Source organism: Archangium violaceum Cb vi76, assembly GCF_000733295.1.
In the GTDB taxonomy this organism is placed as follows: domain Bacteria; phylum Myxococcota; class Myxococcia; order Myxococcales; family Myxococcaceae; genus Archangium; species Archangium violaceum.
Window position 1 is genome coordinate 1 of record NZ_JPMI01000209.1, and the last position, 24,393, is coordinate 24,393.

At 69.0% G+C, this 24,393-nt stretch carries 17 protein-coding genes; 11 read left to right on the plus strand and 6 right to left on the minus strand.

Features of this window, described 5'->3' with window-relative positions:
• Positions 1-132: 132 nt before the first annotated feature.
• Positions 133-1,383, minus strand: coding sequence for an ArsB/NhaD family transporter (locus Q664_RS27395; RefSeq protein WP_043402143.1), 1,251 nt, complete (start codon positions 1,381-1,383; stop codon positions 133-135).
• Between the two features lie 66 nt (positions 1,384-1,449).
• Here Q664_RS27395 and rtcA point away from each other — a divergent pair, with 66 nt between their 5' ends.
• The 7 genes from rtcA (at position 1,450) to Q664_RS27430 (ending at position 8,985) form a co-directional block, all read left to right on the plus strand.
• Positions 1,450-2,544, plus strand: coding sequence for an RNA 3'-terminal phosphate cyclase (gene rtcA / locus Q664_RS27400; RefSeq protein WP_043402146.1), 1,095 nt, complete (start codon positions 1,450-1,452; stop codon positions 2,542-2,544).
• 215 nt (positions 2,545-2,759) lie between these two features.
• Positions 2,760-3,431: a M20/M25/M40 family metallo-hydrolase gene (locus tag Q664_RS27405; protein ID WP_160174514.1), complete on the plus strand. Its 672-nt coding sequence runs from the start codon at positions 2,760-2,762 to the stop codon at positions 3,429-3,431.
• Positions 3,428-5,530: an arylamine N-acetyltransferase family protein gene (locus Q664_RS52705; RefSeq protein WP_052518731.1), complete on the plus strand. Its 2,103-nt coding sequence runs from the start codon at positions 3,428-3,430 to the stop codon at positions 5,528-5,530. The genes Q664_RS27405 and Q664_RS52705 overlap by 4 nt, the downstream gene beginning before the upstream one ends.
• Positions 5,521-6,570 (plus strand): hypothetical protein, encoded by a 1,050-nt coding sequence (locus tag Q664_RS27415; RefSeq protein ID WP_043402154.1) that lies wholly within the window; start codon positions 5,521-5,523, stop codon positions 6,568-6,570. Before Q664_RS52705 ends, Q664_RS27415 begins: the two co-directional genes overlap by 10 nt.
• Entirely contained in the window at positions 6,567-7,127 is a 561-nt protein-coding gene (locus Q664_RS27420; protein ID WP_052518732.1) for a TIGR00725 family protein, read from the plus strand. Before Q664_RS27415 ends, Q664_RS27420 begins: the two co-directional genes overlap by 4 nt.
• 5 nt (positions 7,128-7,132) lie before the next feature.
• A complete protein-coding gene (locus tag Q664_RS27425) occupies positions 7,133-8,023 on the plus strand; it encodes a polysaccharide deacetylase family protein (RefSeq protein WP_235216898.1) in 891 nt (296 codons plus the stop codon).
• Positions 8,020-8,985, plus strand: coding sequence for an NAD-dependent epimerase/dehydratase family protein (locus Q664_RS27430; RefSeq protein ID WP_084610404.1), 966 nt, complete (start codon positions 8,020-8,022; stop codon positions 8,983-8,985). Before Q664_RS27425 ends, Q664_RS27430 begins: the two co-directional genes overlap by 4 nt.
• A gap of 4 nt (positions 8,986-8,989) precedes the next feature.
• Here Q664_RS27430 and Q664_RS27435 read toward each other — a convergent pair whose 3' ends face one another.
• Genes Q664_RS27435 through Q664_RS59370 form a run of 3 tightly spaced genes read right to left on the minus strand, consistent with a single transcriptional unit; the run spans position 8,990 to position 11,198 of the window.
• Positions 8,990-9,466 carry a hypothetical protein gene (locus tag Q664_RS27435; RefSeq protein WP_043402161.1) on the minus strand — a complete coding sequence of 159 codons (477 nt, stop codon included), beginning with the start codon at positions 9,464-9,466 and terminating at the stop codon, positions 8,990-8,992.
• Positions 9,463-10,218, minus strand: coding sequence for a glycosyltransferase family 2 protein (locus Q664_RS59365; RefSeq protein WP_052518733.1), 756 nt, complete (start codon positions 10,216-10,218; stop codon positions 9,463-9,465). The genes Q664_RS27435 and Q664_RS59365 overlap by 4 nt, the downstream gene beginning before the upstream one ends.
• Positions 10,215-11,198 carry a hypothetical protein gene (locus Q664_RS59370; RefSeq protein WP_160174515.1) on the minus strand — a complete coding sequence of 328 codons (984 nt, stop codon included), beginning with the start codon at positions 11,196-11,198 and terminating at the stop codon, positions 10,215-10,217. The genes Q664_RS59365 and Q664_RS59370 overlap by 4 nt, the downstream gene beginning before the upstream one ends.
• 302 nt (positions 11,199-11,500) lie before the next feature.
• Between Q664_RS59370 and Q664_RS27450 the strand changes: the two genes are divergently transcribed.
• Complete coding sequence (locus tag Q664_RS27450) at positions 11,501-12,496, plus strand: TIR domain-containing protein (protein WP_043402242.1); 996 nt, start codon at positions 11,501-11,503, stop codon at positions 12,494-12,496.
• A 350-nt stretch (positions 12,497-12,846) separates the two neighbouring features.
• On the opposite strand, the gene Q664_RS27455 is transcribed toward Q664_RS27450, so the two are convergent.
• Together Q664_RS27455 and Q664_RS27460 are read right to left on the minus strand one after the other, a co-directional pair.
• On the minus strand, positions 12,847-13,527 hold the full coding sequence (locus Q664_RS27455; protein WP_160174516.1) for a ceramidase domain-containing protein: 681 nt from the start codon (positions 13,525-13,527) through the stop codon (positions 12,847-12,849).
• A 424-nt stretch (positions 13,528-13,951) separates the two neighbouring features.
• Positions 13,952-15,097 (minus strand): M48 family metallopeptidase, encoded by a 1,146-nt coding sequence (locus Q664_RS27460; RefSeq protein WP_043402169.1) that lies wholly within the window; start codon positions 15,095-15,097, stop codon positions 13,952-13,954.
• A 92-nt stretch (positions 15,098-15,189) separates the two neighbouring features.
• Here Q664_RS27460 and Q664_RS27465 point away from each other — a divergent pair, with 92 nt between their 5' ends.
• The 3 genes from Q664_RS27465 to Q664_RS27475 are packed head-to-tail and all read left to right on the plus strand — an operon-like array spanning position 15,190 to position 24,310.
• Entirely contained in the window at positions 15,190-18,543 is a 3,354-nt protein-coding gene (locus Q664_RS27465) for an AAA family ATPase (RefSeq protein ID WP_043402173.1), read from the plus strand.
• A complete protein-coding gene (locus Q664_RS27470; RefSeq protein ID WP_043402176.1) occupies positions 18,540-22,013 on the plus strand; it encodes an AAA family ATPase in 3,474 nt (1,157 codons plus the stop codon). The genes Q664_RS27465 and Q664_RS27470 overlap by 4 nt, the downstream gene beginning before the upstream one ends.
• Positions 22,010-24,310, plus strand: a complete 2,301-nt coding sequence (locus Q664_RS27475; protein ID WP_052518737.1) for an AAA family ATPase — start codon at positions 22,010-22,012, stop codon at positions 24,308-24,310. The genes Q664_RS27470 and Q664_RS27475 overlap by 4 nt, the downstream gene beginning before the upstream one ends.
• The last annotated feature ends 83 nt before the right edge of the window (positions 24,311-24,393 follow it).

The following is a 24,393-nucleotide window of genomic DNA, read 5'->3' on the forward strand; positions in this document are numbered from 1 at the left end:
TGCCTGTCCCGGTTCTCCAACCCGTGGCTCACAGTGTGGACAGTGGGTTCAACCCGGGTGCACCCGAAACCCTCACCCCGTCCCTCTCCCGAGGGGAGAGGGGGAAAATGGCCGCGTGACAGCGCATCTTGCTCAGAAGATCGCGTGCTCCGCGAGGAGCACCGCGAGCCCCAGCACGAAGCTGACGAGCGTGATGGGGAGGCCCACGCGCAGGTAACCAAGGAAGCTGAGCTCGGCCTTGCCGCGAGCGGCCTCGAAGACGATGAGGTTGGCCACGCTGCCCACGAGGGTGAGATTTCCAGCCAGCGTGGAGCCGAGCGCCAGCACATGCCAGCCCAGCACGGGATCATGCAGGGTGGGCACCCAGGCGCGCGCCAGCATGACGAAGGGCACGTTGCTGAAGAGGTTGGAGGCCACGAGCGTCAACCCGGCGAAGCCGAGCGTCTCGCGCCAGGGCGGCCCGGACATGAAGGGCGAGAAGACGCGGTAGATGTCATCCGCCCAGCCGGCCTTGTTGACGCCGTAGACGACCACGAAGAGGCAGGCGAAGAAGAGCAGCAGGACGTAGTCCACGCGCTCGATGGCCTGGCGGGGAGGGGCGCGGCGGGAGAGCGTCATCACCACCGCGGCGCCGGCCAGGGCGCTCCAGCTCATGGGCAGGCCGATGAAGAAGGCGGCGACCACGCCCACGAGCGTGGCGAGCGCGAGCCCGAGCAGCGGCCGATCCACGGGAGGCGGAGGCGGGTGCGTGTCGAAGCGCTCGTGGGAGAGCTGCTCGCGGAAGACGAAGAGGAGCCCGGCGATGACCACGCCGGTGGAGAGCACGGCCGGCAGCGCCATGTAGGCCACGAATTGCGCATAGGGCAGCCCGGAGGCGCCCTGGATGAGCATGTTCTGGGGGTTGCCGGTGAAGGTGGCCACCGAGCCCGAGTTGGAGGCCATGCAGACGGCGAGCAGGTACGGGATGGGGGGCAGGCGCGCGTCCTCGACGACCACGAGCACCAGCGGGGTGAGCATCAGACAGAGGGTGTCGTTGACGAGGAAGGCGGAGAGGAAGGCGCTGGTGCAGGCCACGGCCACGAGCAGCAGCCGGGGCGTGTGGGCCTTCTTCAGCGCCCAGGCACCGGCCGCGCGGAAGAAGGCCGCCTGCGAGAGGTAGTCCGCCATCAGCATCATCCCCAGCAGGAGCACGAGGGTGTCCATGTCCACGGCGTGCCGGGAGGGATCGGAGCTGTAGTTGAAGACCTCGGAGGGGGCGACGACACCGGCCACCACCATGAGGACGGCGCCCACGAGCGCGCCTCCGGGGCGATCCAGCCTGGGGAAGGGGAGGCGGATACCGGCGATGAAGACGTAGGTGAACAGGAAGATGGCGAGGGCCAAGGCGGGCGGACAGTACCCGAAAGCCTTCTGCTAGGCTGAGTGGACTTTCTCGGAGGGGGAAGGGGTATGGCAGGCACCGACCGCCACGACGCACCGGTGGATCTCGACGGAAGCGAGGGAGAGGGGGGAGGACAGATCCTCCGCTCGGCGCTCTCGCTGTCGCTCATCACCGGGAGGCCCTTCCACATGAGGAACGTGAGGGCCAACCGCCAGCCGCCGGGGTTGAGGCCGCAGCACCTCGCCTGCGTGCGGGGCGCGGAAGCCATCAGCGGGGGACGGAGCGAGGGCGCGGCGGTGGGGGCCTCTGAGCTGCGCTTCGAGCCGGGGCCGGTGCGCCCGGGCGACTACGTGTTGGAGGTGGGGACGGCGGGCAGCACGCCGCTGCTCTTCCAGTGCCTCTTCTACCCGCTGGCGCTGGCGGGGGGCGGCTCGCTCACCCTGCGCGGGGGAACGCACCTGCCGCACAGCCCCAGCTACCACTACGTCGTGGGCGTGTGGCTGCCGGTGGTGAAGGCCTACGGGCTGAACGCCGCGCTGCGGCTGGTGCACGCGGGCTTCTACCCACAGGGGGCGGGAGAGTTCATCGCCGAGGTGGAGCCGGTGCGGGATCCACCGGGCCGGGTGGAGCTGCCCTCCCGCGGGACGCTGCGAGACATCGCGGTGGGCTCGTTCGTGGGCGGATTGCCCTTCGGCATCGCGGAGCGGCAGTCCAAGGCGGCGGTGGCGGCCCTGCGCGAGCGGGGCATCTACAGCCACGCGGAGAACCGGCCGCTGCCGGTGACGCACTCGGTGGGCACGGTGACGTTCATCCTGGCGCAATTCGAGAACACCATCGCCGGCTTCACGGCCCTGGGAAAGCGGGGGCTTCCGGCGGAGGACGTGGGGCGCGAGGCGGCGGAAGAGGTGGCGCGCTTCATGGAGAGCGGGGGCGCATTGGACGAGCACCTCGGAGATCAAATCCTCCTGCCCGCGGCGCTGCTGGCGGCGGGGAAGCTGGGCGCCTCCTCTCCGGGGACGACGCGCTACACGGCGGCGCGGGTGACGGATCACCTCACCACGCACGCGTGGCTCATCGAGCACTTCCTGCCCGTGCGCGTCACGGTGGAGCCGGGAGGCGCGGTCGAGGTCGCTTCCATCCAAGCGCCGGATTCTTCCCCATGAGCTCCATCTCGATGAGACACGCGGTTCCCTTGCCGGGCACGCGCGAGACCCTGGATGCACTGATCGCCTTCGATACGAGCCCCGGAGGGACGGGCCACTTTGCATGCGCCAGTTGGTTGTGCGCGCGTCTGGAGGCGCTCGGCTTCGCGTGCCGGCTTCATCGGCCCCTTGAGGGTGCTCCACCCGTGATCGAAGCGCACCGCCCGGCCCGTGACATGAGCGGGCATGTGGTGATGTACGGCCACTATGACGTGGCCTCCGCGCCCACTGGAGGACACGGCTGGATGAGCCCGCCCAGGGTGTTGACGGAAGCCGATGGGCGCTGGTTCGCGTTGGGAGTCGCCGACAACAAGGGGCCACTCGCGGCCCGGCTCGTCGCGCTGGCCGGGCTCGCGCGGACCCCGGCGCTCACTTGGTTCATCCAGGGCGAGGAGGAGACAGGCTCGGCGGCGGCTTCCCGGGTGTTCGAGGGCCGGTTTCCAGAGCTGGAGGCCGATCTCTGGTTGGAGGAGACCGGCTACCACGACCACGAGGATGGAACGCTTCGGCTCATCGCGCGTCGGATTGCTCCGGAGCCAGGGTGCAGCGCGCCTCCGGACGTGGCCATGGGGCGCTTGCTCGAGGACCTTCGTGAGCTCGCCGGATGTTGGGGAATTGGCAGCCGACTCGAGGTCCGTGGTCTGAACAAGGGCGCGGTCGAGGGCGGGTGTCCGTTCAACCGGAACCTGCCCGTGGGAGCGCGTTACCTCGCGCTCGGCATCAACGACTCCTTCTCCCGCATCCACGCATCCAACGAGTCGGTTCCCTTGTGGACCTTCCCGCTTCATGCCGAGGAGCTCCAGGTGGCATTCCACTGGGTCGATCAAATGGCACGAGGCATGTCATGACGGCCCTGCCCCGGCTCGACGATGCAACCGTCTGCGCGTACCTCGCACGGCTCGGTCATCCAGCGGTCTCGGTCGATCTCCAGGGGCTGTCTCGTTTGCGGAAGGCCCACCTCCTCGCGCTGCCGTTCCACAACCTCGGGTTGTTGGCCAATGAAGGGCGTGAGTCAGGCGTTCCCTCCATCGAAGCCTCCGTGGTGGGCAACATCGCTGGCCTTGGGGGAACCCGTCTCCAATTGACGCCTCCCTTCGTCGCGCTGCTGCGCGCTCTGGGCTTCGACGCGTGGCTCACGGAGGAGGCCGTGGGGGCCGTCCGCCTTCCAGAGGGGCGCTTCGCCGTCGATGTGGCTCCCGAGGAGTCCGGGCCCACCGGGCCGGGGCTCGGATCGATCCAGGCCGCCCGGAGGTCCGAGTGGGCGTGGGTCTCGGTTCGGGGTGCCCTCTATCAGCGTGTCGCGGGGGGGCTCACGACCACGCGTCCGGTGGTGGGCTGGGCGGCGATGGCCGAGCTGCTGCACTCCACCTTCGGGCTTCCCGAGGATCTGATCGCCCGGGCCCTCCAGGTGCTCCGAAGACGTATGCCGGACCTTCTCGGAGAGGTCGTGCCTCCTCGCGCGCCCCTTCGTTTCATCCTCTCGCTGGCCGTCACGGATCGAACCGATGGCGTGGGGGCGCTGCTGCGCTCCGTCGCCGATACCCTCGAGCGGGACCGGCGCCCGGGCGACTCGGTGGGGGTCCTGCTGCTCGATAACGGGCGGACCGGCCAGAGCGGAAGTGCACTCGAGGCTGTCCTGGCGGAGGCCTGGCAACGAGGGCTCTGGGTGACGCGCGTGGAGGCGCGGAACGAGCTCGGCCGCCTCGCTCCCTTCCAGCGCTGTGGACTGCTTCCCACCCCATCCTCCGTACCGCTGCCCATCGGCGCCTCTCGCACCCTCCAGGCCTGCCTCCTGCACGAGCACCTCCGGACGGGTGCCCTCGGCCTGCCATTCCCCGGCAAGGGTGGAGGCCCGGTGGCCGTGTGGATGCTGGACGATGATCTGTCCGTGCAACGGCTGCGCGAGACACCCGAGGGCTTCCAAGTCGAGCCGGTGGGAGATCTCTTCTCCCGGGCCGAGTCGCTCTGGCTGCATCATCCCGAGGTCTCCATCGTGCTCGGTACCTGCACGGGCGATCCGCCCATCCCGGGTTACGCGACCTTCCATGTGCAGACGCGGGATCTGGCCGGCAACCTCCGCATGCTGGCGGACCTGTCCCCCGAGGCGCCCTGGACTCCCCGGGGTTCTCCTCGCGAGCTACCCGACTACTACTACGACCATGCCCGGGGCTCGTCGGCGCACCTCCAGGCGGTCTTCTCCTGGACTCCTCCGGGGCGCGCGCCCTGGACGGTCCGCGAGGCCTTCCGGACCCTCTGCGCGGCGTTCACCCGGGTCCCCCACGGGCAGCAGGTCACCCGGCCGCTGACGCATGGCCCCGTGGGCCACCTCGTCCCGAGCCGCCATCGGGGAGGCAACGCACTGTTCTTCGATCTGGATGCCCTCGTGGCGGCGCCCTATCCCGTGCTGCGCGGTGTGGACGGTGTCGTGACCCGCCGCGCCGACACGCTCTGGGCGCACCTCATCGCTCGCGAGCCATTGATCCGCCTCGTCCAGGCGGACCTGGATTTGATGCACGGCCGGAGGGACGGGGATGGCAGCTCTCCGCTCGCGGAGCAACAGCCGGATCCTCTCGCGCTTCGTGGCTTCGTGGAGGGCCAGGAGCGGGGCGTGGTGCTCGCACGGCTGTTGGAGCGCGAAGCCGCCATGGAGACCGCTGACGCCGAGCGTGAGGTGGCGGCGCGGCGGGGCTTGCTCGCCCGTGGCCAGGAAGGGGTGCGTCAGGTGATCGCTGAGGCCCGTGGCGTGCTGGCCCACCCGGAGGCCTGGTGGTGGCGGGAGGAGGGTGATGCGGTGAGCGCCCGGGCCTGCCTCGATGCACTGACCCGGCTGGAGACGCTGGCCCGTGCGGTGGACGCGCTCGAGGACCCGGCGCTCCCCGAGCGGCTCGCGGACTTCGCCCGGCACGTGGTCTCGTCCCTGCCAGACTGGAGGTCCGCATGGGGTTGAGCTTCCTGGTCACGGGGGGATACTTCGATGCCTCCGGGGAAGGCGTCGTCTGGCATGTCGACCTGGAGCGGGAGCGGGCGGAGCCGTTCCTGCGCTGGAGTCCGCCCGTGCATCTCCACGTGCCTCGCAAGGGCTTCTCGGGTGGCTGCCGGATGGGGGAGCACCTGTACGTCGCCGCGCACTGCGCCGTGGTCCGGATCGACATATCTCGGGCCGTGGTCTCGGGGGTATTGCACCAGCCGAGCTTCAACGACCTCCACCATGTGGCGGTCTCGCAAGGGCGTCTGTACATCGCCAACACGGGCCTTGGCGCGGTCGACATCCACGAGCTGGGTGGACGCTTCATCGGCTCGCACGCGTTGCTCCCCGCCTGGGCGAACCACCGGCGGATGGCGGGCGGAGATCCTTCTGGCTGGTCCGAGGTCCTCGACAGCGGTTGGGATGGTGCGGAGCCAGTGCCGTGGCCGCGGCAGCGGGACGAGGATGGCTACCATGATCTCGGTGGGAACCGGATCGGCGCGCCGTTCGCCCGGTTGAAGGTTCCGGATCATCTCCATCCCAATCATGTCTGCGTCACCCCGAGCCAGACGCTGGTGACCTGCCTGTATGACGGCACGGTGCGGGATCTCCGCACCTTCGACACGGTCCTGACGCTCCCGGAGGCCCATCCTCACGATGGTCTCATCGCGGCCGATGCGTTCTGGACCACGAGCATCGACGGGCTGGTGCGCGCGGTACCGCTGCGGGACGGCCGGGTGATGGGAGAGGCCGGGACGCGGCTGCGGGTTTTCGAAACGGGCCATGCAGGCTGGTGCCGTGGGCTGTGGAGCGATGGCCGTCTGCTGGCGGTGGGTCTCACGGAGGTACGGCGGGGCCGTATGCCCCGCCATCGCTGGGCGGACCGGGAACCCGAGGGGACCGAGACCTCCATCCTGTTGTTGGCGCTCCCCGAGGGGCGTCTGCTCGCACGGGTCGAACTCACGGATGGCGAGCGGCACTCGAAAATCTATAGCATTCTCCCCCTGGGGGAGACTGGATGAGCCCGCGCCGGAAACAGATCGCAGTCGTGGGGAGCGCATCGGCGGACGAGAACACCCTGCGGCTCGCGGAAGAGGTGGGTAGGCTGCTCGTCGATCGTGGCCATCGTGTGCTCACCGGCGGCCTCGAGGGCGTCATGGAGGCCGCAGCGCGTGGCGCCAAGAGCTCTGCCCGCGCGGCGGATGGCGACACGATCGGGGTCTTGCCCACGTTGGATGCCAGCACGGCCAACCCCTGGGTGGACATCGTCGTGCCCACGGGGATGAACTTCGCGAGGAACGTCGTGCTCGTGGCCATGTCCGACGCGCTCGTCGCCCTGGGTGGCGGGGCGGGCACGTTGTCCGAGATCGCGCTCGCCTGGCAGCACCGGATCCCCGTCGTGGCGCTCGACACGGGAGCGGGATGGAGCAGCCGCCTGGGTGGGCAGTCCCTCGACCATCGCGGCGAGATTCCCATCGCCAAGGCCTGGACCGCCGAGGAGGCGATTGCCCGGGTGGAGGAATTGTTGAGGGGGGCACCTGCCCGGAACCCGGGCTTCGCGGTGGGGCACCGGCGTTGACCCGCGTGCTCATGCTGCACCGGGTGATGCCGGATCGGCCGATGGCATTCGGCCGGCCCTCGTGCTACCGCCTGCGCGGCACGGCTCTGACTCCGGAGGAGTTTGATCGGCTACTGGAGGCGGGTCCGTTCCGCTCCCTGGACGAGGTGGTCGAGGCCCTCTCCCGGGGCGAGCCGCCTCCTCCAGGTCTGGTCCTCACCTTCGATGACGGGTACCGCGAGTGGGTCGAGTATGTCGCTCTCCGGCTCTCCGAGCACCGGGCATCCGCGACCTTCTTCATCTGCCCGGCGTTCCTCCAGGAGGCCTCGGAGGCCCATCCGGTCGACGTGTTCTACTGGCTCCTGGACCATGCGAGGCGTTCACGATTCGAGCTCCGGCTCCCGGATGGGACCGTGGCCGGGGGCTCTCTCGAGACCGATGAGGGCAAGACCGCGCTCATCACCGGGAGCTTGAAGCAGTTCGTGGTGGGGGGCGCGCGCGGAAAGGTTCGCGAGGTGTTGGCGCGCCTGGCCGAGGTGTTGCTCATCGAGGTGCCTGGCGCGCTGCCTCGAATGCTCTATCCATCGGAGCGTGAGCTGGAAACGCTGCGGATGTCCGGTCACCGGCTCGGAGGGCATGGGATGAGACACCGGCACCTGACGAAGATGAGCGAGGAGGAGGTGTCAACGGAGCTCTCCGCCTCGGTGGCATGGGTGGCCCGGCTGTCGGGTGGCCGTGCCGTGCCGTTCGCGTACCCTGATGGCGCCTTCGATCTGGCGGTCGCGCGCCGTGTCGAGCGAGTGGGCGCGTCGTGTGCGCTCACCTGTGTCCCGGGGCCCCTCACACGTGAGTCGGGCCTGTTTCAACTGCCTCGGGAGTTCGTCACGCCCGGGCATCCGCTGGTCGTCGCCGGATGAGACCCATGCGTGTGCTCGTGACGGGGGGGGCCGGCTTCATCGGTTCCCACGTGGTGGATGCGCTGCTGAGCGAGGGCCATGAGGTGGCCGTCATCGACGACCTGTCGATGGGGCGGCTGGCCAACCTCCCGGAGCGGGAGCCCCACCTGGAGGTCTTCGTCGGCTCCATCCTGGATGCCGGGCTTTGCGCTCGGGGGGTCCGTCATGCCCAGGCGGTGATGCACCTGGCCGCCCGCAACTCCGTGCCCCGCTCGCTGGCCGAGCCGCGTCCGACCCTGGATGTCAACGTGATGGGCTCCCTCAACGTCCTGGAGGCCGCGCGGGCCGCCGGGGTGTCGCGTGTGATCTACGCGAGCAGCAGCTCCGTGTACGGGGCGGACCCGAGGCTGCCCAAGCGCGAGGACCAGCCAGTCGCCGCATGCAGTCCCTATGGGGCCACGAAGGCGGCCCTGGAGCAACTCGCCCAGGCCTGGACCCACGGCTTCGGCCTGCCGACGATCGGCATGCGTTATTTCAACGTGTTTGGTCCGCGCCAGCGGCCCCAGTCCGCTTACGCGGCCGTGGTGCCCAGGTTCGTCGAGGCCTGTCTGCGGGGTGGCGAGGCCGTCATCTATGGAGATGGGGAGCAGACGCGAGACTTCACCTATGTGGGAAACGTCGTGACGGCGAACCTGCGCGCGCTCGCCGCGGGGGAGGCTTGTCATGGCCGCGTGTTCAACGTGGCCGCGGGTGGCCGGATCTCCGTCCGTTCCGTCTTCGAGGCCATCGCCGCGGCACTGGGCTGTGAGCGTCCTCCACGTTTCGAGCCCCGGCGTCCAGGAGACATGCTGCACAGTCATGCCGACACGGCGGCGGCGGCTAGCGATCTGGGCTGGCGGCCGGAGTTCTCCTTCTCGGAAGGCCTCCAGCGGACCCTGGACTGGTACACCGCGCGCGACGAGGCATGGTGGCACACCGGGTGACGGCTCACCCCGGACGCCATGGGTCCGTCACGCGTGTGAAGGGCAATCCCATCTCCTCCCAGCGGAGGTATCGCTCGTACCACCCGATGGCTTCTTCCAGTCCCATCCGTCGGCCACCGGGCGCGGGGGACTGCGAGCGGCCCAGGAATTGTCGCTCCCACCGTTCGCGTGGCGGGAGCAGCAGGAGAACCTCTTCGCCGGGAGAGAGCGGGAACAGTTCCTCCTCTCCCAGCAGGGCCGCGATGACGACCAATGGGGGGAGTCCATCATTGGAGGGCTCCAGTTCCACCTGGCGGATGGCGCGCATCAACAAACCCTTGGCCCGCATCATCCCCTTGCGCGGCTTCGCGGGATCGACGAGGGGGTGGAGCATCTCCGCGAGCTCCAGGATTCGGGGAGGCTCGGGTTGGCTCTTGTGACTCGCCGCCCAGGTGCTCTTTCCCGCCGCGGGAGGACCCACCAGCCAGGTCAGACGCTTCATGGCTCCACCCCGAAGAGTTGACGTGCCCGCTCCCGGAAGGCGGAGATCCGCTCGGGCCCCATGGTGTCCGCGTGCTTGGCCAGGAAGGCCCGCAGACCGGCTACGTTGGTGGAAGAACCGGGGGTGGACAGACGGAGGCCCGGGTGGACGTGAAAGTGCACCCGGGCTTGGACGTTGCGCCCGTATCTCAGGCCCGGGAGGCGGGCCAGGCGGAAGCCGAGATCCATGTCATGGAAGGAGGGGAGGGCCGGGTCGAATCCACCGGCCCGGAGGAAGACCTCCCGGGAGATGAACAGGTTGGAGCCCCGGATGCCGGGATTGCGCACCAGGAAGTCCTCGGGCTGGAGGACGGCGGGAGGTACCTTCTCTGGAATCATCTCCTGCGTTCCTTCCCGGTGCCGCACCTTGAGGAATGCCGTCAACACCAGCTCGAGTCCCCGGGTGAGCGCGAGCTGTTCGGCCTCCTCCAGGTAGACCGGGTCCCAGGAGTCATCGTCATCGAGAAACGCCAACAGGCTTCCACTCGCGGCGGAGGCCCCCAGATTGCGAGCGAGGGCCGCTCCATGGGGTACTTCCTGGCGCACCAGTCGCACCCCGGGGCCGGGTGGTTGCTCCATGGGCAGGTCTCCGTCATCGACGACAATCACCTCGTCGGGGCAGCGGGTCTGTGCCGTCACACTGGCGAGGGCTCGCCGCAGGAGGGCTGGGCGATCCCGGGTCGGGATGATGACGGAGATCGAGCAATCCCTCATGGCGTTCCTTCCTGGCGAGAGCGCCGGGATGCCTGGAGAACATGGCGGATCTCCGCGGCGGCTTCTTCTCCGCCAGGAGGCCCGAGGACTCGCAGGAAGTCCTGCTGGGCCATGAGCTGCCGCTCCAGCTCCAGGGGACTGCGGCGGAGCTGGGTGGCCACACACATTCTCACCGTCTCCCTGGCGCGTGGATCGGTGTCGAATCGGGCGAGCAGATCCAGGACGCGGGCCGTTCCATCCGCCTCCGGCGCCTGTGGATCGATAGGGTACTCCGGGTACAGCTCGAGGAGGTTCAATCCCCGAGGCGCCAGTCCGTGCTCTTGATAGACGGGGAGCTGGCAGACCTGGGTGAGGTTCTGGGGAGGAAGAAAGCTGGTTGGCACGCCCAGGGCGAAGGCCTCGAAGGGGGCGTTCAGTCCCGGAGCGGTCAGGAACTGCCGCGAGGCGGCCAGGAGCTCCAGGTAGCGCTCCTGTGGCAGCGTCTCCACCCGGAGGAGACCCTCCGCGCCGTCTTTCCGGATGCGCTCGACGGCTCGTGCTCCCGCGGCGATGGTCACCGACTCCTCGGACCATCCCACCTCGGGAAGAAGCTCCCGCACCAGCCGCGTCATGGAGGAGGGGTAGCAGGTGTTCTTCCCCGGGACGATGTCCGGGGAGTGGGCTCCGCCGTAGTTCACCAGGAGATGGGACGTGGAGCGGCGTGTCTTCAGCGAAGGTTGGGGCGAGATCAACGGCCCCACGACTCGTGGCCGGGCTATCTCGTGGCCATACCGGCTCAGCGTCCCGGCCACGCCGGGGAAGTTCTCGATGATGTAGCTGCGGGCCTGGCGCATGGCGGGCGTCACCCGCCGCTTCATCCAGAACAGGATGTCGACGAAGACCAGCGGCAGTCCCAACGCCAGTGCCAGATCGATGTTGGCGTTGTTGGAGATGGACAGGTACAGGTCCGCGGATGCCAGCACTGGAGTGTACCCGCGCACGGACTCTGAATCCTTGACGTCACAGGGAAGGACCTGGGCGAAGGTGGCGGAATCGCATTGTTCCAGAACCGGTCCGGTCGCCAGCACGGTGAGCCGGGCCTCTGGCAGATGGTGGGCGAGGGCCCGCAGCACGGAGATGGACCCGTAACAAAACGGGTTGGGATCACAGACGATGTGGAACGGATGGCTCAGGCGAGGGTACCCCCCTCGGACATCCTACCCACTTTTGACTTTCCTCCGCGCGGCCTCGCCGCGGAGGTCCCATTGGCGGGCCCGACCCCTCCGTGCCACAGTCCCGCTCGATGAGCGCCGCCATCGATCTCGTCCTGGAAGCCGGAAACATCACCGACACACGCGCGGACGTGGTGCTGCTCAAGCACGCCCAGAGCTTCTACGGCGCGGATCAGGCCGTGGCCTCGCGGCTCGTCCAGGTGGGCATTCCGATGGCGAGCTTCTCGGTGCCCATCGGGGACCATGTCTTCATCGAGACGCGGGGTGCCATCGGCGCGCCCCTGGCCCTCTTCCTCGGCACCGTGAAGCTGGGGAAGTTCGGCTACCACGAGATCCGCCAGTTCGCGGCCCGGGCGCTCAAGGCGCTCGAGTCGCGCCCGGACATCCGTCACATCGCCTGCACGGTGCACGGCCCCAACTACGGCCTGGACGAGGACGAGGCGGCGCTCGCGCTCGTCGGAGGCCTCGTCGAGGCCTTCATGCGGGGCGCCGGGCCACAGGGTCTGGAGCGCATCACCGTGGTGGAGCTACAGCAGAAGCGCGCGGAGCGGCTGCGCACGGCGCTGGAGCGGGGGCTCGGGAAGAGCCCGGGGGTGGAGCCCCTGACGAGCGGTTGGGGCTTCCGCGTCAAGCGCACGAGCCAGCACGTCCAGGCGCCGCCCATGGCCACGGCCGGGGCGCAGTCGCTGGCCAAGCCCCACGCCTTCGTCGCCATGCCCTTCGCCACCGAGATGGAGGACGTCTACCACTACGGCATCCTGGGCCCGGTGAAGGCCGCGGGGCTCCTGTGCGAGCGCGTGGATCAGGCCGTGTTCGAGGGCGCCATCATCCAGCGCATCAAGGAGCGCATCGACACCGCGAAGGTCGTCATCGCGGACCTGTCCATGGCCAACCCCAACGTCTACCTGGAGGTCGGTTACGCCTGGGGCAAGGGACGGCCCACGATCCTGCTCGTCCGGGACCTCAAGGAGCTCAAGTTCGACGTCGCGGCCTACCGCTGCCTCGTGTACCGCAACATCCGGGACCTGGAGACCCAGCTCTCGCGCGAGCTGCAGCACCTGGGCTGAAGCACACCGGGTGCCCCTACTTCGCTTCCGGCTCCGGGGACCTGGGCCGGAAGAGGGGACACCGGAGCACGGGCTGAGGCGCGTACTTCTGCGGCAGCAATGGGCAGAGGATGAACGTGGACGTCTTCGTCCTCACGTACCTCGGTGGCGCGGCGCAGCGGTGACAGAGGCTCGTCGGGAAGGGCAGCGGGGAGGGTGGAGACTCATCCATGCGCTCCTACCCACGCCTGGACCGCGAGCCGATGTCAAGAGTGCGCGTCCGAGCGCACAGGTCCCCACGGTGTCTGCAAGCACTGCGGTTGGTTTGGCCGTCCACTCCTCACGGTGACCCACCAGGGTCTGCGCATCACCTATGAGGGCGCTACCGCCTGAGCTTCCAGCCCGGCGTGGTGCCGCGCGGTGAACAGCAGCGCGAGCGCACTCAGGACGTGCCAGGCCGCGTGTCCCTGCATCCAGTGATTGTCCGGGTCGCACCACACCCGCGTCACGTCCGCCACCGAGCACGCCGCCGCCGCGGCCATCAGTCCCACCGCCAGCCAGAAATCCCGGTACGACTCGCGCGGCTCCTTCCGCCGGGACAGGCGCACCTCGGTTCCCACGATCACCAGCACCGCCCCCAGCACCACGAGCTGGTAGGGGACCCCCGCGAGCCGCATCACCGGCACGAGCAGGGTGCACCCCACCGTCAGCCCGGTGTGGACCGCGCCTACCCGCTCGCGGGGCAACCAGCCGAGGCGATGTAGGTTCAACGCCACCAGCAGGAAGGCGAGCACGTACATCCCCACGAAGTCCAGGAGCTGGGTGGCGAAGTTGTTCGTCGCGTGGAAGGCGAAGGAGAGCGCCCCCACGAGCAACGTCGTCCAGGCGAAGTGTCCCATGGCGCGGCTGCTGGTGACCCGCCACCTCCACGCACACCCCAACGCCACGGCCAGGTAGGCGAGGTTGGACCAGGCGTTCGCGGGCTCGTTCACCCAGGCGCACAGCGTGGCCTCACACCACTTCACGTTCGGCTCGCCCCAAGTGACCCTCATGTCCCACCAGGGGCAACCCGGCTGGAGGAGCTTCTCGGGTGCTGCCATGCCGTTCATGGCCCGAGCCTAGTTCTCTGCACACCCAGTCCGTGCTCCAAATAGAACCCATCATGCCTACATCTCACGACATCGTGGCGGCAAGGAGTTCGAACACATCATGCCTACATTAGCGGCCTTTGTATGGATGAGCAATAGACAGACATATATATATTGAATTGACAAACATATGTCGCTGTCGTGTCTGGCGTTTTGATTGTGTTTGCCTATTCAATAAAAGACAACAATTAATTGTCATTTTAAAGACAAGCAAAGACTTGCAATTAATTTTGCTTGATTGTCATTGATTGAGGTCTAAATCCTTGCATCCCGCGGGGCGCGACGAGCACCTCACGTGCGTCGTGGCCCCGGGCGGGATGGGGCTGCCTCAATCCAAGGGGTTGCTGGCGCCGCGCAGGGCCTCGTCCACGAGCCACGAGGGCACCGCCAGCGCTCCGGCCACCTTCTTCAGCTCCAGGTAGTCCAGGTTGTCCACCTCGCCGTTCGGGGCCTTCCGCAGCGTGAGATGCTGCACCAGCCGGGCCCGCTCGGGCAGGGCCGCCCTTTCCAGGTACAGCTGCTCCAGCACGGGCAGGAGCCTTCCCGTCCTCAGGGCCAGTTGCAGCAGATCGGGATGCTCGGACTTCTCCAGATAGGAAGGATCCAGCTCCCGCAGCTCCCACGCCAACAGGGTGTCGGCCTCCTCGTCCGACAGTCCTTCCTCGCTCGCATACTGGCCCGCGTTCTTCAGGAAGATCCTCGTCTTGGAGAACGCCACGAGCGCACGCACCCGCCACGGGCTGAAGGCATGGGAGCGGAAACCACCGAGTGACTCCTCGTCCTCGCCGCGCCGCTCGCGGGCCGAGGGATCCGACAGCAGCGCGTCCACATGGCGCGCCGCCGCCTGCAACTCGGACTTCACCGAGCCGGAGGTCCATCCACTCACCCGTGCGAGCAGGACGCTCGCGGAGGCTTCCAGCTCCCGGGCGCACAGCAATCCCGCCCGGTCGGCGCTGGCCTCGGCCGCCCGGTTCCACCGGTACAACCCCAGGGCCGAGGCGGGGGAGACGCACCTTCCGGACTCCTCGTCCCAGGCGATGGCCGTGGCCGGCAGGGGGAGGGTGAAGTGCTCGAAGGCGAGGTGTCCGAGCTCGTGCCCGAGGATGAAGCGCAGCTCGGCCTCCTGGAACGCCTCCAGGAGCCGCGAGGACAGGACGATGGCGGGCGTGTCTGGCGGGGCGTGGACGGCCGCGGCCCGGATCATGGGCTCGGGGTTGACGAACACGTCCACGGGTCCTTCGTAGCCCAGGACCTCCTTGCAGGCGGCCAGTGCATCCAGGACCCGCGGCGCTACCGGGTGCGTCAGCTTGAAGGCGTTCGACAGCAAATGCCTCTGCCTCGTGACGGCGCCGAACCCACCGGGCATCGCGCCCACTTCCCGCAACGCCAGCTGGACGTCCTCGCTGGCGAGCAGCTCATCGCGAAAGCGGCGATCGAGTGCGGACTGGAAGTTGCTCGGGTTGACGTGCGACATGGTGCGTGACCCCTCCTGCCCACCAGCGTACCTCATCAGGGTTGACTCACCCCATCCCCTTGAAGGGGCGGGCGGCATAGGATGCCGGGCCCATGGCACCTTCCGATGCCGTCCCCGGGACCCTCGAGTTCTCCACGCCGCTCGTCTGCCAGCAGCTCTGGAACGGGGACCACCAGGTGTTCCCCGTGGCCGCGCCCACCCTGACGAGCCACGCGCCCACCCTCGAGGCCTGTCTGGGCGAGCAGCGCCTGTTCCTCGAGGAGCACCTGTCCAAGGTGGAGCCCGAGGAGCTGGCCCGCTTCTCCTTCCCCGAACAGGTGCGGCTCGAGATGCTGGAGATCCTGGCGCCCCGCGCCGATCTCCCCAAACGCCTCGTCAAACCCGTCACCGTCGAGCTGGCCACCATCGTCGTGCCGCTCCCGGAGGAGACCTGGGTCTTCGTCCCGGCGATCGATCACACGGTCTACGTGGGCAGGAACCAGGACGTCCGGGAGACGGTGCGCGCGGACGTGGAGCGGTTGCTCGCGGCGCGGGAGCCGGCCGCCCATGAGTACCTGCGGCTGCTGCCTCCGAAGTCCGTGACGCTCGAAACCGTCCAGCTCGCGCTCCGGCGTCAGGACGCGAGCGACAAGGCCCGGCAGGCGAAGAAGAAGCTGGAGGAGAAGCTCAAGCGGGAGCAGGCGCACCAGGTGCTCCTCTCCGTCTCCACGCCGCTGCATGATCGCGACGAGGCCCGGCATGGGCCGCCGCTCATCGCCCGGGACACCGAGCTCGCGCTGCTGTCCGGGCTGCTCGGCGGCGAGAAGCGGCAGGGCGTGCTGCTCGTGGGCCCGGAGCTGGTGGGCAAGACGGAGCTGCTCCTCTCGTGGCTCCGTGCCGAGTGCAAGGCCGGCCGCGAGCGGCGGGTGTACGCCACGAGCGGCTCGCGGTTGATCGCCGGCATGTCCGGCTTCGGCCAGTGGCAGGAGCGCGTGCTGCGCGTGATGCGCGCGGCGCAGGAGCTCGACGCGGTCCTGTACTTCGAGAACCTCGGCGAGCTGCTCGCGCAGCAGTCCTCGGAGCACATCGACATCCCCGGCGCGATGAAGCCCTTCCTGGAGGAGGGCCGGGTACGGTTCCTCGGCGAGCTCACCCCGGAGTCGCTGGATCTGCTCGAGACCCGGCACCCGGGCCTCTTCGCGGTACTCGGGCGCGTGCGCGTGGAGCCGCTGGGGACTCGGCGGACCCGCGAGGCGCTCCGGACCCGGACGGTCTGGCAACGGAAGGCGGAGCCCTCCCGGTCCTCGCTGGCCGACGACGCGGTGGATCCGCTCGTGGACCTGGCCGAGCGTTACCTGCCGAGCCGTGCGCTGCCCGGCAAGGCGGTGCGGTTGTACGAGGAGATGCGCGCGGGCCTGCAACAGGAGCGCTCGGGAACCGGCGAGGTGCCCCTGCTCACCCGCGAGCGCGTGTACTCGCTCTTCAGCCTCAAGACCGGCGTCCCCGAGTTCCTGTTGCGCGAGGATCGCGCGCTGCTCGCGGGCGAGGTCGAGGCGCACTTCCGCCGCCAGCTCGTCGGCCAGGAGACGGCGGTGCGCCGTGTCGTGGAGACGCTGTGCATGGTGAAGGCGGGGCTACAGCCCCAGGGCAAGCCACTGGCCACCTTCCTCTTCGTGGGCCCCACCGGCGTCGGGAAGACCGAGCTGGCGCGGCTGCTCGCCACGTTCCTCTTCGGCTCGCCGGAGCGGATGTTCCGCTTCGACATGAGCGAGTTCATGGACGGCTGGGCCGCCGAGCGGCTCATCCGGGGCAACAGTCAGGGCGAGGGGCTGCTCACGCGCCGTGTCCGCCAGCAGCCCTTCTGCGTGCTGCTGCTCGATGAAATCGAGAAGGCCCATCCGGCCGTCTTCGATCTGCTCCTGCAGGTGTGCGGGGAAGGGCGGCTCACCGATGCCCGGGGACAGACGGCGTGGTTCCACAACGCCATCATCATCATGACGAGCAACCTCGGGGTGGCGCACCGCCGTTCCCCACTGGGCATCGGTGCCACCTCGGTGGATGACGCCTCGTACTACCTGCGCGAGGTGCACCGGCACTTCCGCCCCGAGTTCGTCAACCGTATCGACCAGCTCATTCCCTTCCATCCGCTCACTCCGGAGCAGGCGGCGGAGGTGGCCCGGTTCGGCGTGGAGCGGTTGCGGCAACGGCGCGGGTTGACGCAGCGCGGGGTCTCGCTCCTCGTGCCTCCCGAGATCACCACCTCGCTCGCCATGTCCGGCTACCAGGAGGCCTATGGGGCCCGGGCCATGCGCAGGCACCTGGACCAGCAGCTCGTCGTCCCCATCGCCCGCGCGCTCTCCGAGGCCGGGCCCGAGGCCCAGGGCGGACGCGTGGTGATCGCCTCCCGTCCCGGTGGGATCGCGGTGGAGCTGTCCAAGGGCAGCCCGAAGACGGCGCGCAACCAGCTCGACCTCGTGCGCGACATGCAGGCGCAGCGGCGGGTCATCGACACGCTCTTCCGGATGGATGCCGTGGAGAACGTCGGGGAGCGGATCCACTTCCTGGTGGCCCAGCTCGCCCAGGGCGATCAGAAGAAGATGCGAGGGCCCGAGGCCTCCTCGTTGGGACAGCTCCAGCACGAGCACAGCCGGCTCGAGGCGCTCTGGAGCGAGGCCCGGCGGTTGCGCGCCTCACTCCTGGCCGCCGAGGAGCTGGCGCTGATGGCGCTCTTCGAGCAGCAGGATGCCGCGCCCTTCGTGGACGAGGCCCACGAGCAGATGAAGGCCATCCGCCAGCTCATGCCGTCCGTGTTGCTCGCGCTCCAGCCCCGGCGGGATCAGCTCACGTTGATCATCCAGGAGGCGGGGGAGACGCGTGGGCTCGAACGCTGGCTCCTGCCGCTGATCGAGGATTCGCCCCGGCGCGGCTGGACGGTCGAGGGCCGTGTCTCGGTCACCCACAAGAGCAGCGAGCGCAGGCGCAAATGGGATGACAAGTCATTGAGCGCGGAGCAGCTCCGGAAGGAGCTCGCCGCGCCCTCGCGTGGCTTCCGGGAGGTGCTGGTTTCGGTCAGCGGCACGAACGCGGGGGTCTTCCTGGCGCTCGAGGCCGGGATTCATCGTTACCCTCCCACGGAGAAGGACGAGCTGGTCCAGGTCGAGGTCAGGCCCGTGGCCATGTCCACCCAGTTGTTCCAGAAGGAGCTCGATCTGCCCGCCATCGCCCCTCCGGCACAACGGGCCATCAAGGAGCTGCGGCTGATGCCGACCATTCGTGAGTACGTCCCCGGCGGTGAGCTCCTGCTGTGCGAGGGCGCACGCAAGCTTCAGCTGGATCCCGGGGAGCACTTCCAGGCGCTCGAACGGATCCTGCTCGAACACATCCTCCTTCTCGAAAGCTCCGGCAACTTCGAGCCCGAGAGTGGCTTCTCCTTCGCGCTCGACGTGATGAGGGGGGCGGCTCGATGAACCTCACCATCGGCGTGTACCAGAGCCGCGATGCCTCCGGTGGTTACCGGTGGACCACGCTCGCGCTCGGCCCGCATACCCGCGGCCGCGAGGGCCGGAGCACCGTCAAGCTCCAGCAGAAGCTCGTGGAGGAGCTCCGGAGCGTCATCGGCGAGCTGCCCGTCCAGGAGCTGTCGTACTTCCAGCTCCCCCGAGGCATCCGCCTGGAGCGGGTGCAGCTCGAGCTGGACTTCAAGCGCGTGCGCACCGGAACCGAGACGCCACGGCTGTCCGGCCTCTTCCCCCTCATCCTCGAGCCGCGCTGGCGCACGCGTGACGAGCTCATGACCATCGCCTACCACCCCGCGCGCCAGCACGAGTGGTTCCCGGTCGATACCGGCGCCAGTCTCGAGGAGCAGGCGAAGGTCTTCTTCACCCGCGCCTGGGCCGCGCTGGAGCCGCACGAGCATGAGGAGCTGCGCTCCAACCGGAAGGACACCCTCAAGGCGCTCGCGTTCGTGGCCCAGCCGAAGTCGCTGCTCGACGCGCTCGGCAAGAAGAAGGGGCCCTGGGACGACCTGGAGGACGAGGACCGGCGGGAACGGAGTGGTGGCAAGAAGAAGCAGAAGAAGTCGGGCGGCGGCACCCAGGTGCTGCACAAGCTGGGGACCCACCTCACGCTCCAGGCCGCGGAGGGCACGCTCGACGCCGGCATGCCGCGCAGCCCCTACCGCGAGCAACTCCAGCTCCTGCTCGGAGGCGAGCGGCGCACGCCGGTGCTGCTCGTCGGTCCTCCCGGTTGCGGCAAGCGGACCCTGCTCAAGCGCTTCGTGGCCGAGCAGCTCGAGGCCGAGGGCTTCCAGACCCACCGCAACCTGGACAAGGTGACCGAGGTCTGGTCGATCGCCGGCAAGCGGATCATCGCCGGCATGAGCTACGTGGGCGACTGGGAGCAGCGTTGCCTCAAGGTGCTCGAGGACACGAGGGGAGGGCGCCGCATCCTCTTCGTCGAGGATCTGCATGCCTTCGGCCGCATCGGCCGCTCGCGGGAGAGTGACACCAACCTCGCGCTCTTCTTCCAGGGCGCGCTCTCCCGAGGGGAGATCACTCTGGCCGGCACGGTGACGCCCGAGCAGCTCCAGCGGCTGGAGACGGACGCCCCGTCCTTCGCCGCGCTCTTCACCCAGGTGCACGTGCGCTCCACCCGCGCCGACGAGACGCTCCGGATGCTGTTGCACGAGGCGCGCGAGCTGGAGTCCAAGCACCGCATCGCCTGGTCCCCTCCGCTCTTCCCGGTGCTGCTGGAGCAGTCCGGTACGCTCTTCTCCGGGTCCGCGCTTCCGGGCAAGGCGCTCGATCTGCTGCGCGAGCTGGCCACGGACCAGGGGAGCCCGGGCCGGGAGCTCGGCGTCGGCGAGCTGTTCGCGCACCTCTCACGCAGGACGGGCCTGCCGGACTTCCTCCTCCGCCCCCAGGAGCGGCTGGTGCAGGAGGAGGTCCACGAGGCCCTGTCGCGCAAGGTGATGGGACAGCCGGAGGCGGTGCGGGTGGCCTGCGATCTCGTCGCGCGCATCCATGCGGGGCTCACGGATCCCCAGCGGCCTTATGGCGTCTTTCTGTTCACCGGCCCCACGGGTACGGGGAAGACCGAGCTCGCCCGCGCGCTGGCCGGCTACCTGTATGGCGATGCATCGCGGCTGGTGCGGCTCGACATGGGCGAGTTCCAGACGCCGGATGCCGTCGCGCGGCTCACGGGCGACGCCTGGCAACCCGAGGGCCGGTTGACGCGCCTCATCCGCGAGCAGCCCTTCTCGCTCGTGTTGCTCGATGAGATCGAGAAGGCGCATCCCTCGCTGCTCAACCTGCTGCTCCAGACGTTCGACGAGGGCCGGCTGACGGACGCCTCGGGCGAGACGGCGGACTTCACCCATACCGTCATCGTGATGACGAGCAACCTCGGGGCCCGGCGCAAGCCGGCGGTGGGGCTCGGGGCACCGGACGCTCGCGCCCTGGAGCTGGATGCCGACCGGGCCGTGCGCGAGTTCTTCCCGCCCGAGCTCTTCAACCGCATCGATCGCATCGTGCACTTCTCGCCACTGTCGCGGGACGTGGGTGAGAAGGTGGTGGAAAAGGAGCTGGCGCGGCTGCTGTCACGGCACGGGCTCGTTTCCCGCAACATCTTCGTGGCCGCCGACGAGGCGGTGAAGCGGCGCATCGTCGAGGAGTCCTTCGATCCGCACCTGGGCGCGCGGCCGTTGAAGCGCTACCTGGAGGAAAAGGTCGGGCAGGTCCTCTCCGAGGCCATCATCCGGGGACCCCAGGCCCTCCTGCGGTTGTTTCAGCTCTACACCCGGGAAGGCCGCTTCGAGGTGCAGGCCGATGCGCTCGTTCCCCGGGAGCCGCTGGCCCAGGGCTTCGAGCTGGAGCCGCTCCTGTCGCTCCCCATCGCACGGCTGCGCGAGAAGATGCTCGAGCAGCGCGAGGTGGTGCAGGAGATGCGTGAGAGCGAGGCACTCGGTGCGCTGTCCGACCAGGTCCGCTTCCACCTGGAGCGCCTGCGGGCGGGAGAGCACGAGCACGCCGAGTCGCTCTTCACGCTCGATGCGATGCGCATGTACCTGGAGGCCTTCGCGACGCAACTGGAGTTGCTCGCCCGCGCTCCCGAGGAGGCGGAGCGGGAGATGATCGAGGCCGAGCGTTTCGGCGTGGAGCGGGTGGGTGTCGACCGCTGGTCGCAGGGGACGCGCATCCGGCTCTTCTCCCGGCGCGCGCTCGAGCCGGTGAAGGCCGTCTCCCGGGAGCAGATGCTCGATGCGCTGTCGGAGGTCTACTTCCTGCAACGCATCCTCCGGGGGATTTCCAGCGCGGATCAGCACGTGGTCATGTTGGAGCTGCTCCCGCTCGGCCAGTGGCGCCAGGGCGCGTCCACCGGCTCGCTGCTCACGAGATGGCTCTGCTCGGCCTATGCGCACTCGCGTGGGGAGCTCGAGTCCTTCGCCGCGCACCTGCCCGGAGGGGCCGTGGTGTCCGGCGGGGCCCGGCAGCTCCGGGAGTTCCTGCACCTGTCCGCACAGGAGCCCGTGCATGCCGCGATCAAGCTGGTGGGCCCGGGCGTGCGGCCGTTCTTCGAGGGCGAGGCCGGGCTGCATGTCTGGCAGTCCTCGGGCCGGCTCCCGGAGATCGTCAAGGTCCGCGTCCACGAGGCGAACGCGCCGGCGCCCGCGGAGCTGCTCGCGTTGCATGCCATGAAGCTCCAGGCCTTCCACAAGGCGCGCCAGGAGGGCGTGCGTCCGCTCCCGGAGGATCCCGAGGCGGCGGCTCCCGTCGTCCGCGCCTACCGCTTCGAGCCGCCCGCCCGTCCGGGGACGGTGTCGGTGCTGGAGCTGGATGACTACCTGCTGACCCACAGCGGCAGCCACCGGGTGAGGACTCCCGCGGAGGCCCTGCCGGCCCTGTGGCGGCTGCGGATGAGCGAGCGGGTGACCCCATGAGCGACAAGAGCCTTCGCGTCTACTTCACCACCCACCACGATGGCCGGCTCACCGGGCAGCTCCTGCCGGTCTGGGACAGCTTCTTCGATGAGTCTCCCCCCTCGGCCTACGGAAAGAGCGAGGCGGAGATCTACGCGCTGCTCGAGACCCGCATCCGGTTGATGCTGCTCGAGAACCCCGCCGGGCTCGAGCGGTTCCTCTGGGAGGAGAACCTGGAGGCCCGGACGATCACCGTGGAGATCCATCCGCAGACCCTGCACAAGAAGCGGCCGGTGATCGCCAAGGCGCTGATCCCCCTGAAGCTGACGTATGTCTACGGGAAGCTGGAGAGCGGTGCCTGGCGCATCCGGGTGCCGCGCTTCGGCTGGTCGTTCGTGCTCGAGGAGCTCTCCATCGCGCGCGAGGTGTTGCAGAACGCGCTCACCACCGTGCTGCTCGGGGAGAAGCCCAAGGGGCTGTACGACTTCCGCCACGAGGGCGCGGAGTACGTGAGCAGCTGGGAGCTCGGCTGGCTGCAGCGGGACAACCGGCGTGGCCCGAGCGAGGAGCGTCCGCCGGAGGTGCTCGAGCAGATCAGTGAGGAGTTGACCTCGCGCGCCCTGGGCGGGAGGCAGCCGGCACTGGTGTATGACGCCGATTCGATGCGTTCCTGGCTCGCTCACGCGCGGCGTCAGCCCCCTCAGTCATTGCTGCTCGTGGGGGGCCCGGGTGCCGGCAAGACGAGCCAGGTGCTGAAGCTCGCGCGGGTGATCGCCGAGCAGCGGCGCGAGGACAAGAACGCGAGCCTGCCGAGGATCTGGCGCACCAGCGCCGAGCGCATCGTCGCCGGCATGGTGTACCTGGGCATGTGGCAGGAGCGCTGTCTGAAGATCGTCGACGCGCTCTCGTACGAGAACGACTACCTCTACGTGGATCGGCTCACGTCGATCCTCGCGCCCCAGCCGGACGGCTCGTCCATTGGCGATCTGCTGCTGCCCGCGGCGATGAGCGGGGAGATCTCCCTCATCGCCGAGTGCACCGAGGCCGAGCTGGAGCGCTGCCAGCGGCGTTTCCCGGAGTCGCTGCGGCCCTTCCGCATCATCCGCATCGAGCCACCGCCGGCCTCGCAGGTGCCGGAGTTGATGCTGCGCTACCAGGCGGCGAAGCGCAGCCGGGTGAGCATCCATGCCCTGGGTTTGAGGCAGCTCGTCGGGCATCTGGAGACGTTCCAGCGCGACAGCCTGTTTCCGGGCAAGGCCTTCCGCTTCCTCGACTGGCTGGAGCAGCAGGGCGAGCCGGGCAAGGCCCGGACGCTCTATCCGCGCGACGCCTCCGAGGCCTATGCGCGCTACACGGGACTGCCGCTCCAGCTCATCAGTGACGAGATCCCCGCCGAGCAGGCCACGCTGGCGGGGCAGTTGAAGCAGGGGGTCATCGGCCAGGAGCGCGCCTGCGAGCAGGCGGCGGGCGTCCTGGCGCGCTTCAAGGCGGGGCTGAACGATCCGGAGAAGCCGGTGGGCACGCTGCTCTTCGCCGGGCCCACGGGCGTGGGGAAGACGGAGCTGTCCAAGCAGCTCGCGCGCACGCTCTTCGGCAGCGAGGACCGGATGATCCGGCTCGACATGTCCGAGTACATGCAGCCCGGTTCGGCCCAGCGGTTGATGGAGGTGGGCCCCGGCATCACCAGCCTCGCCGAGCGAGTGAGGCAACAGCCGATGTCGCTGGTGCTCTTCGATGAGCTCGAGAAGGCGCACCCCGAGGTATTCGATCTGCTGCTCGGCATCCTGGGGGAGGGGAGGCTCACGGACAGCCTCGGGCGGCTGGTGGACTTCCGGATGACGGTGGTGTGCATGACGAGCAACCTCGGCGTCGAGCAGTCGGAACCCACGGGTTTCGGGGCCGAGCGCGGCTCGGAGGATTTCATGCGCGCCATCCGGCACGCGTTCCGGCCGGAGCTGTTCAACCGCATCGACCACGTCATCCCGTTCCGCCGGCTGTCGGAGGCGGACGTGCTGCGGATTGTCGACCTGGAGCTGGAGAAGGCGGCCTCCCGGGCGGGACTGCTGCGGCGCAGGCTGCGGTTGGTGGTGGAGCCGGACGCGCGGGCCTGGCTGGCGCGTCACGGGTACGATCCGAAATTGGGCGCCCGGCCCTTGAAGCGGCTCATCGAGGCGAAGGTGATGGCGCCCATCGCCGTGAAGCTCTCGGCCGAGGCGGGGCTGGAGGGCGCGATGCTCCCGGTGGTCGTGGCCGGAACGGAAGCCGAGCGGATGCTGCGGCCGGAGTACCGGGCCGTCGCGACGGTGCTCGGAGGCTAAAGCGGAGAAGTCCACCACTGCCCGTGCACCGGCAAGCTCCGTGCCGGTATCGGCACGGCCTTGTCTGGAGTCGGCTCACGCCG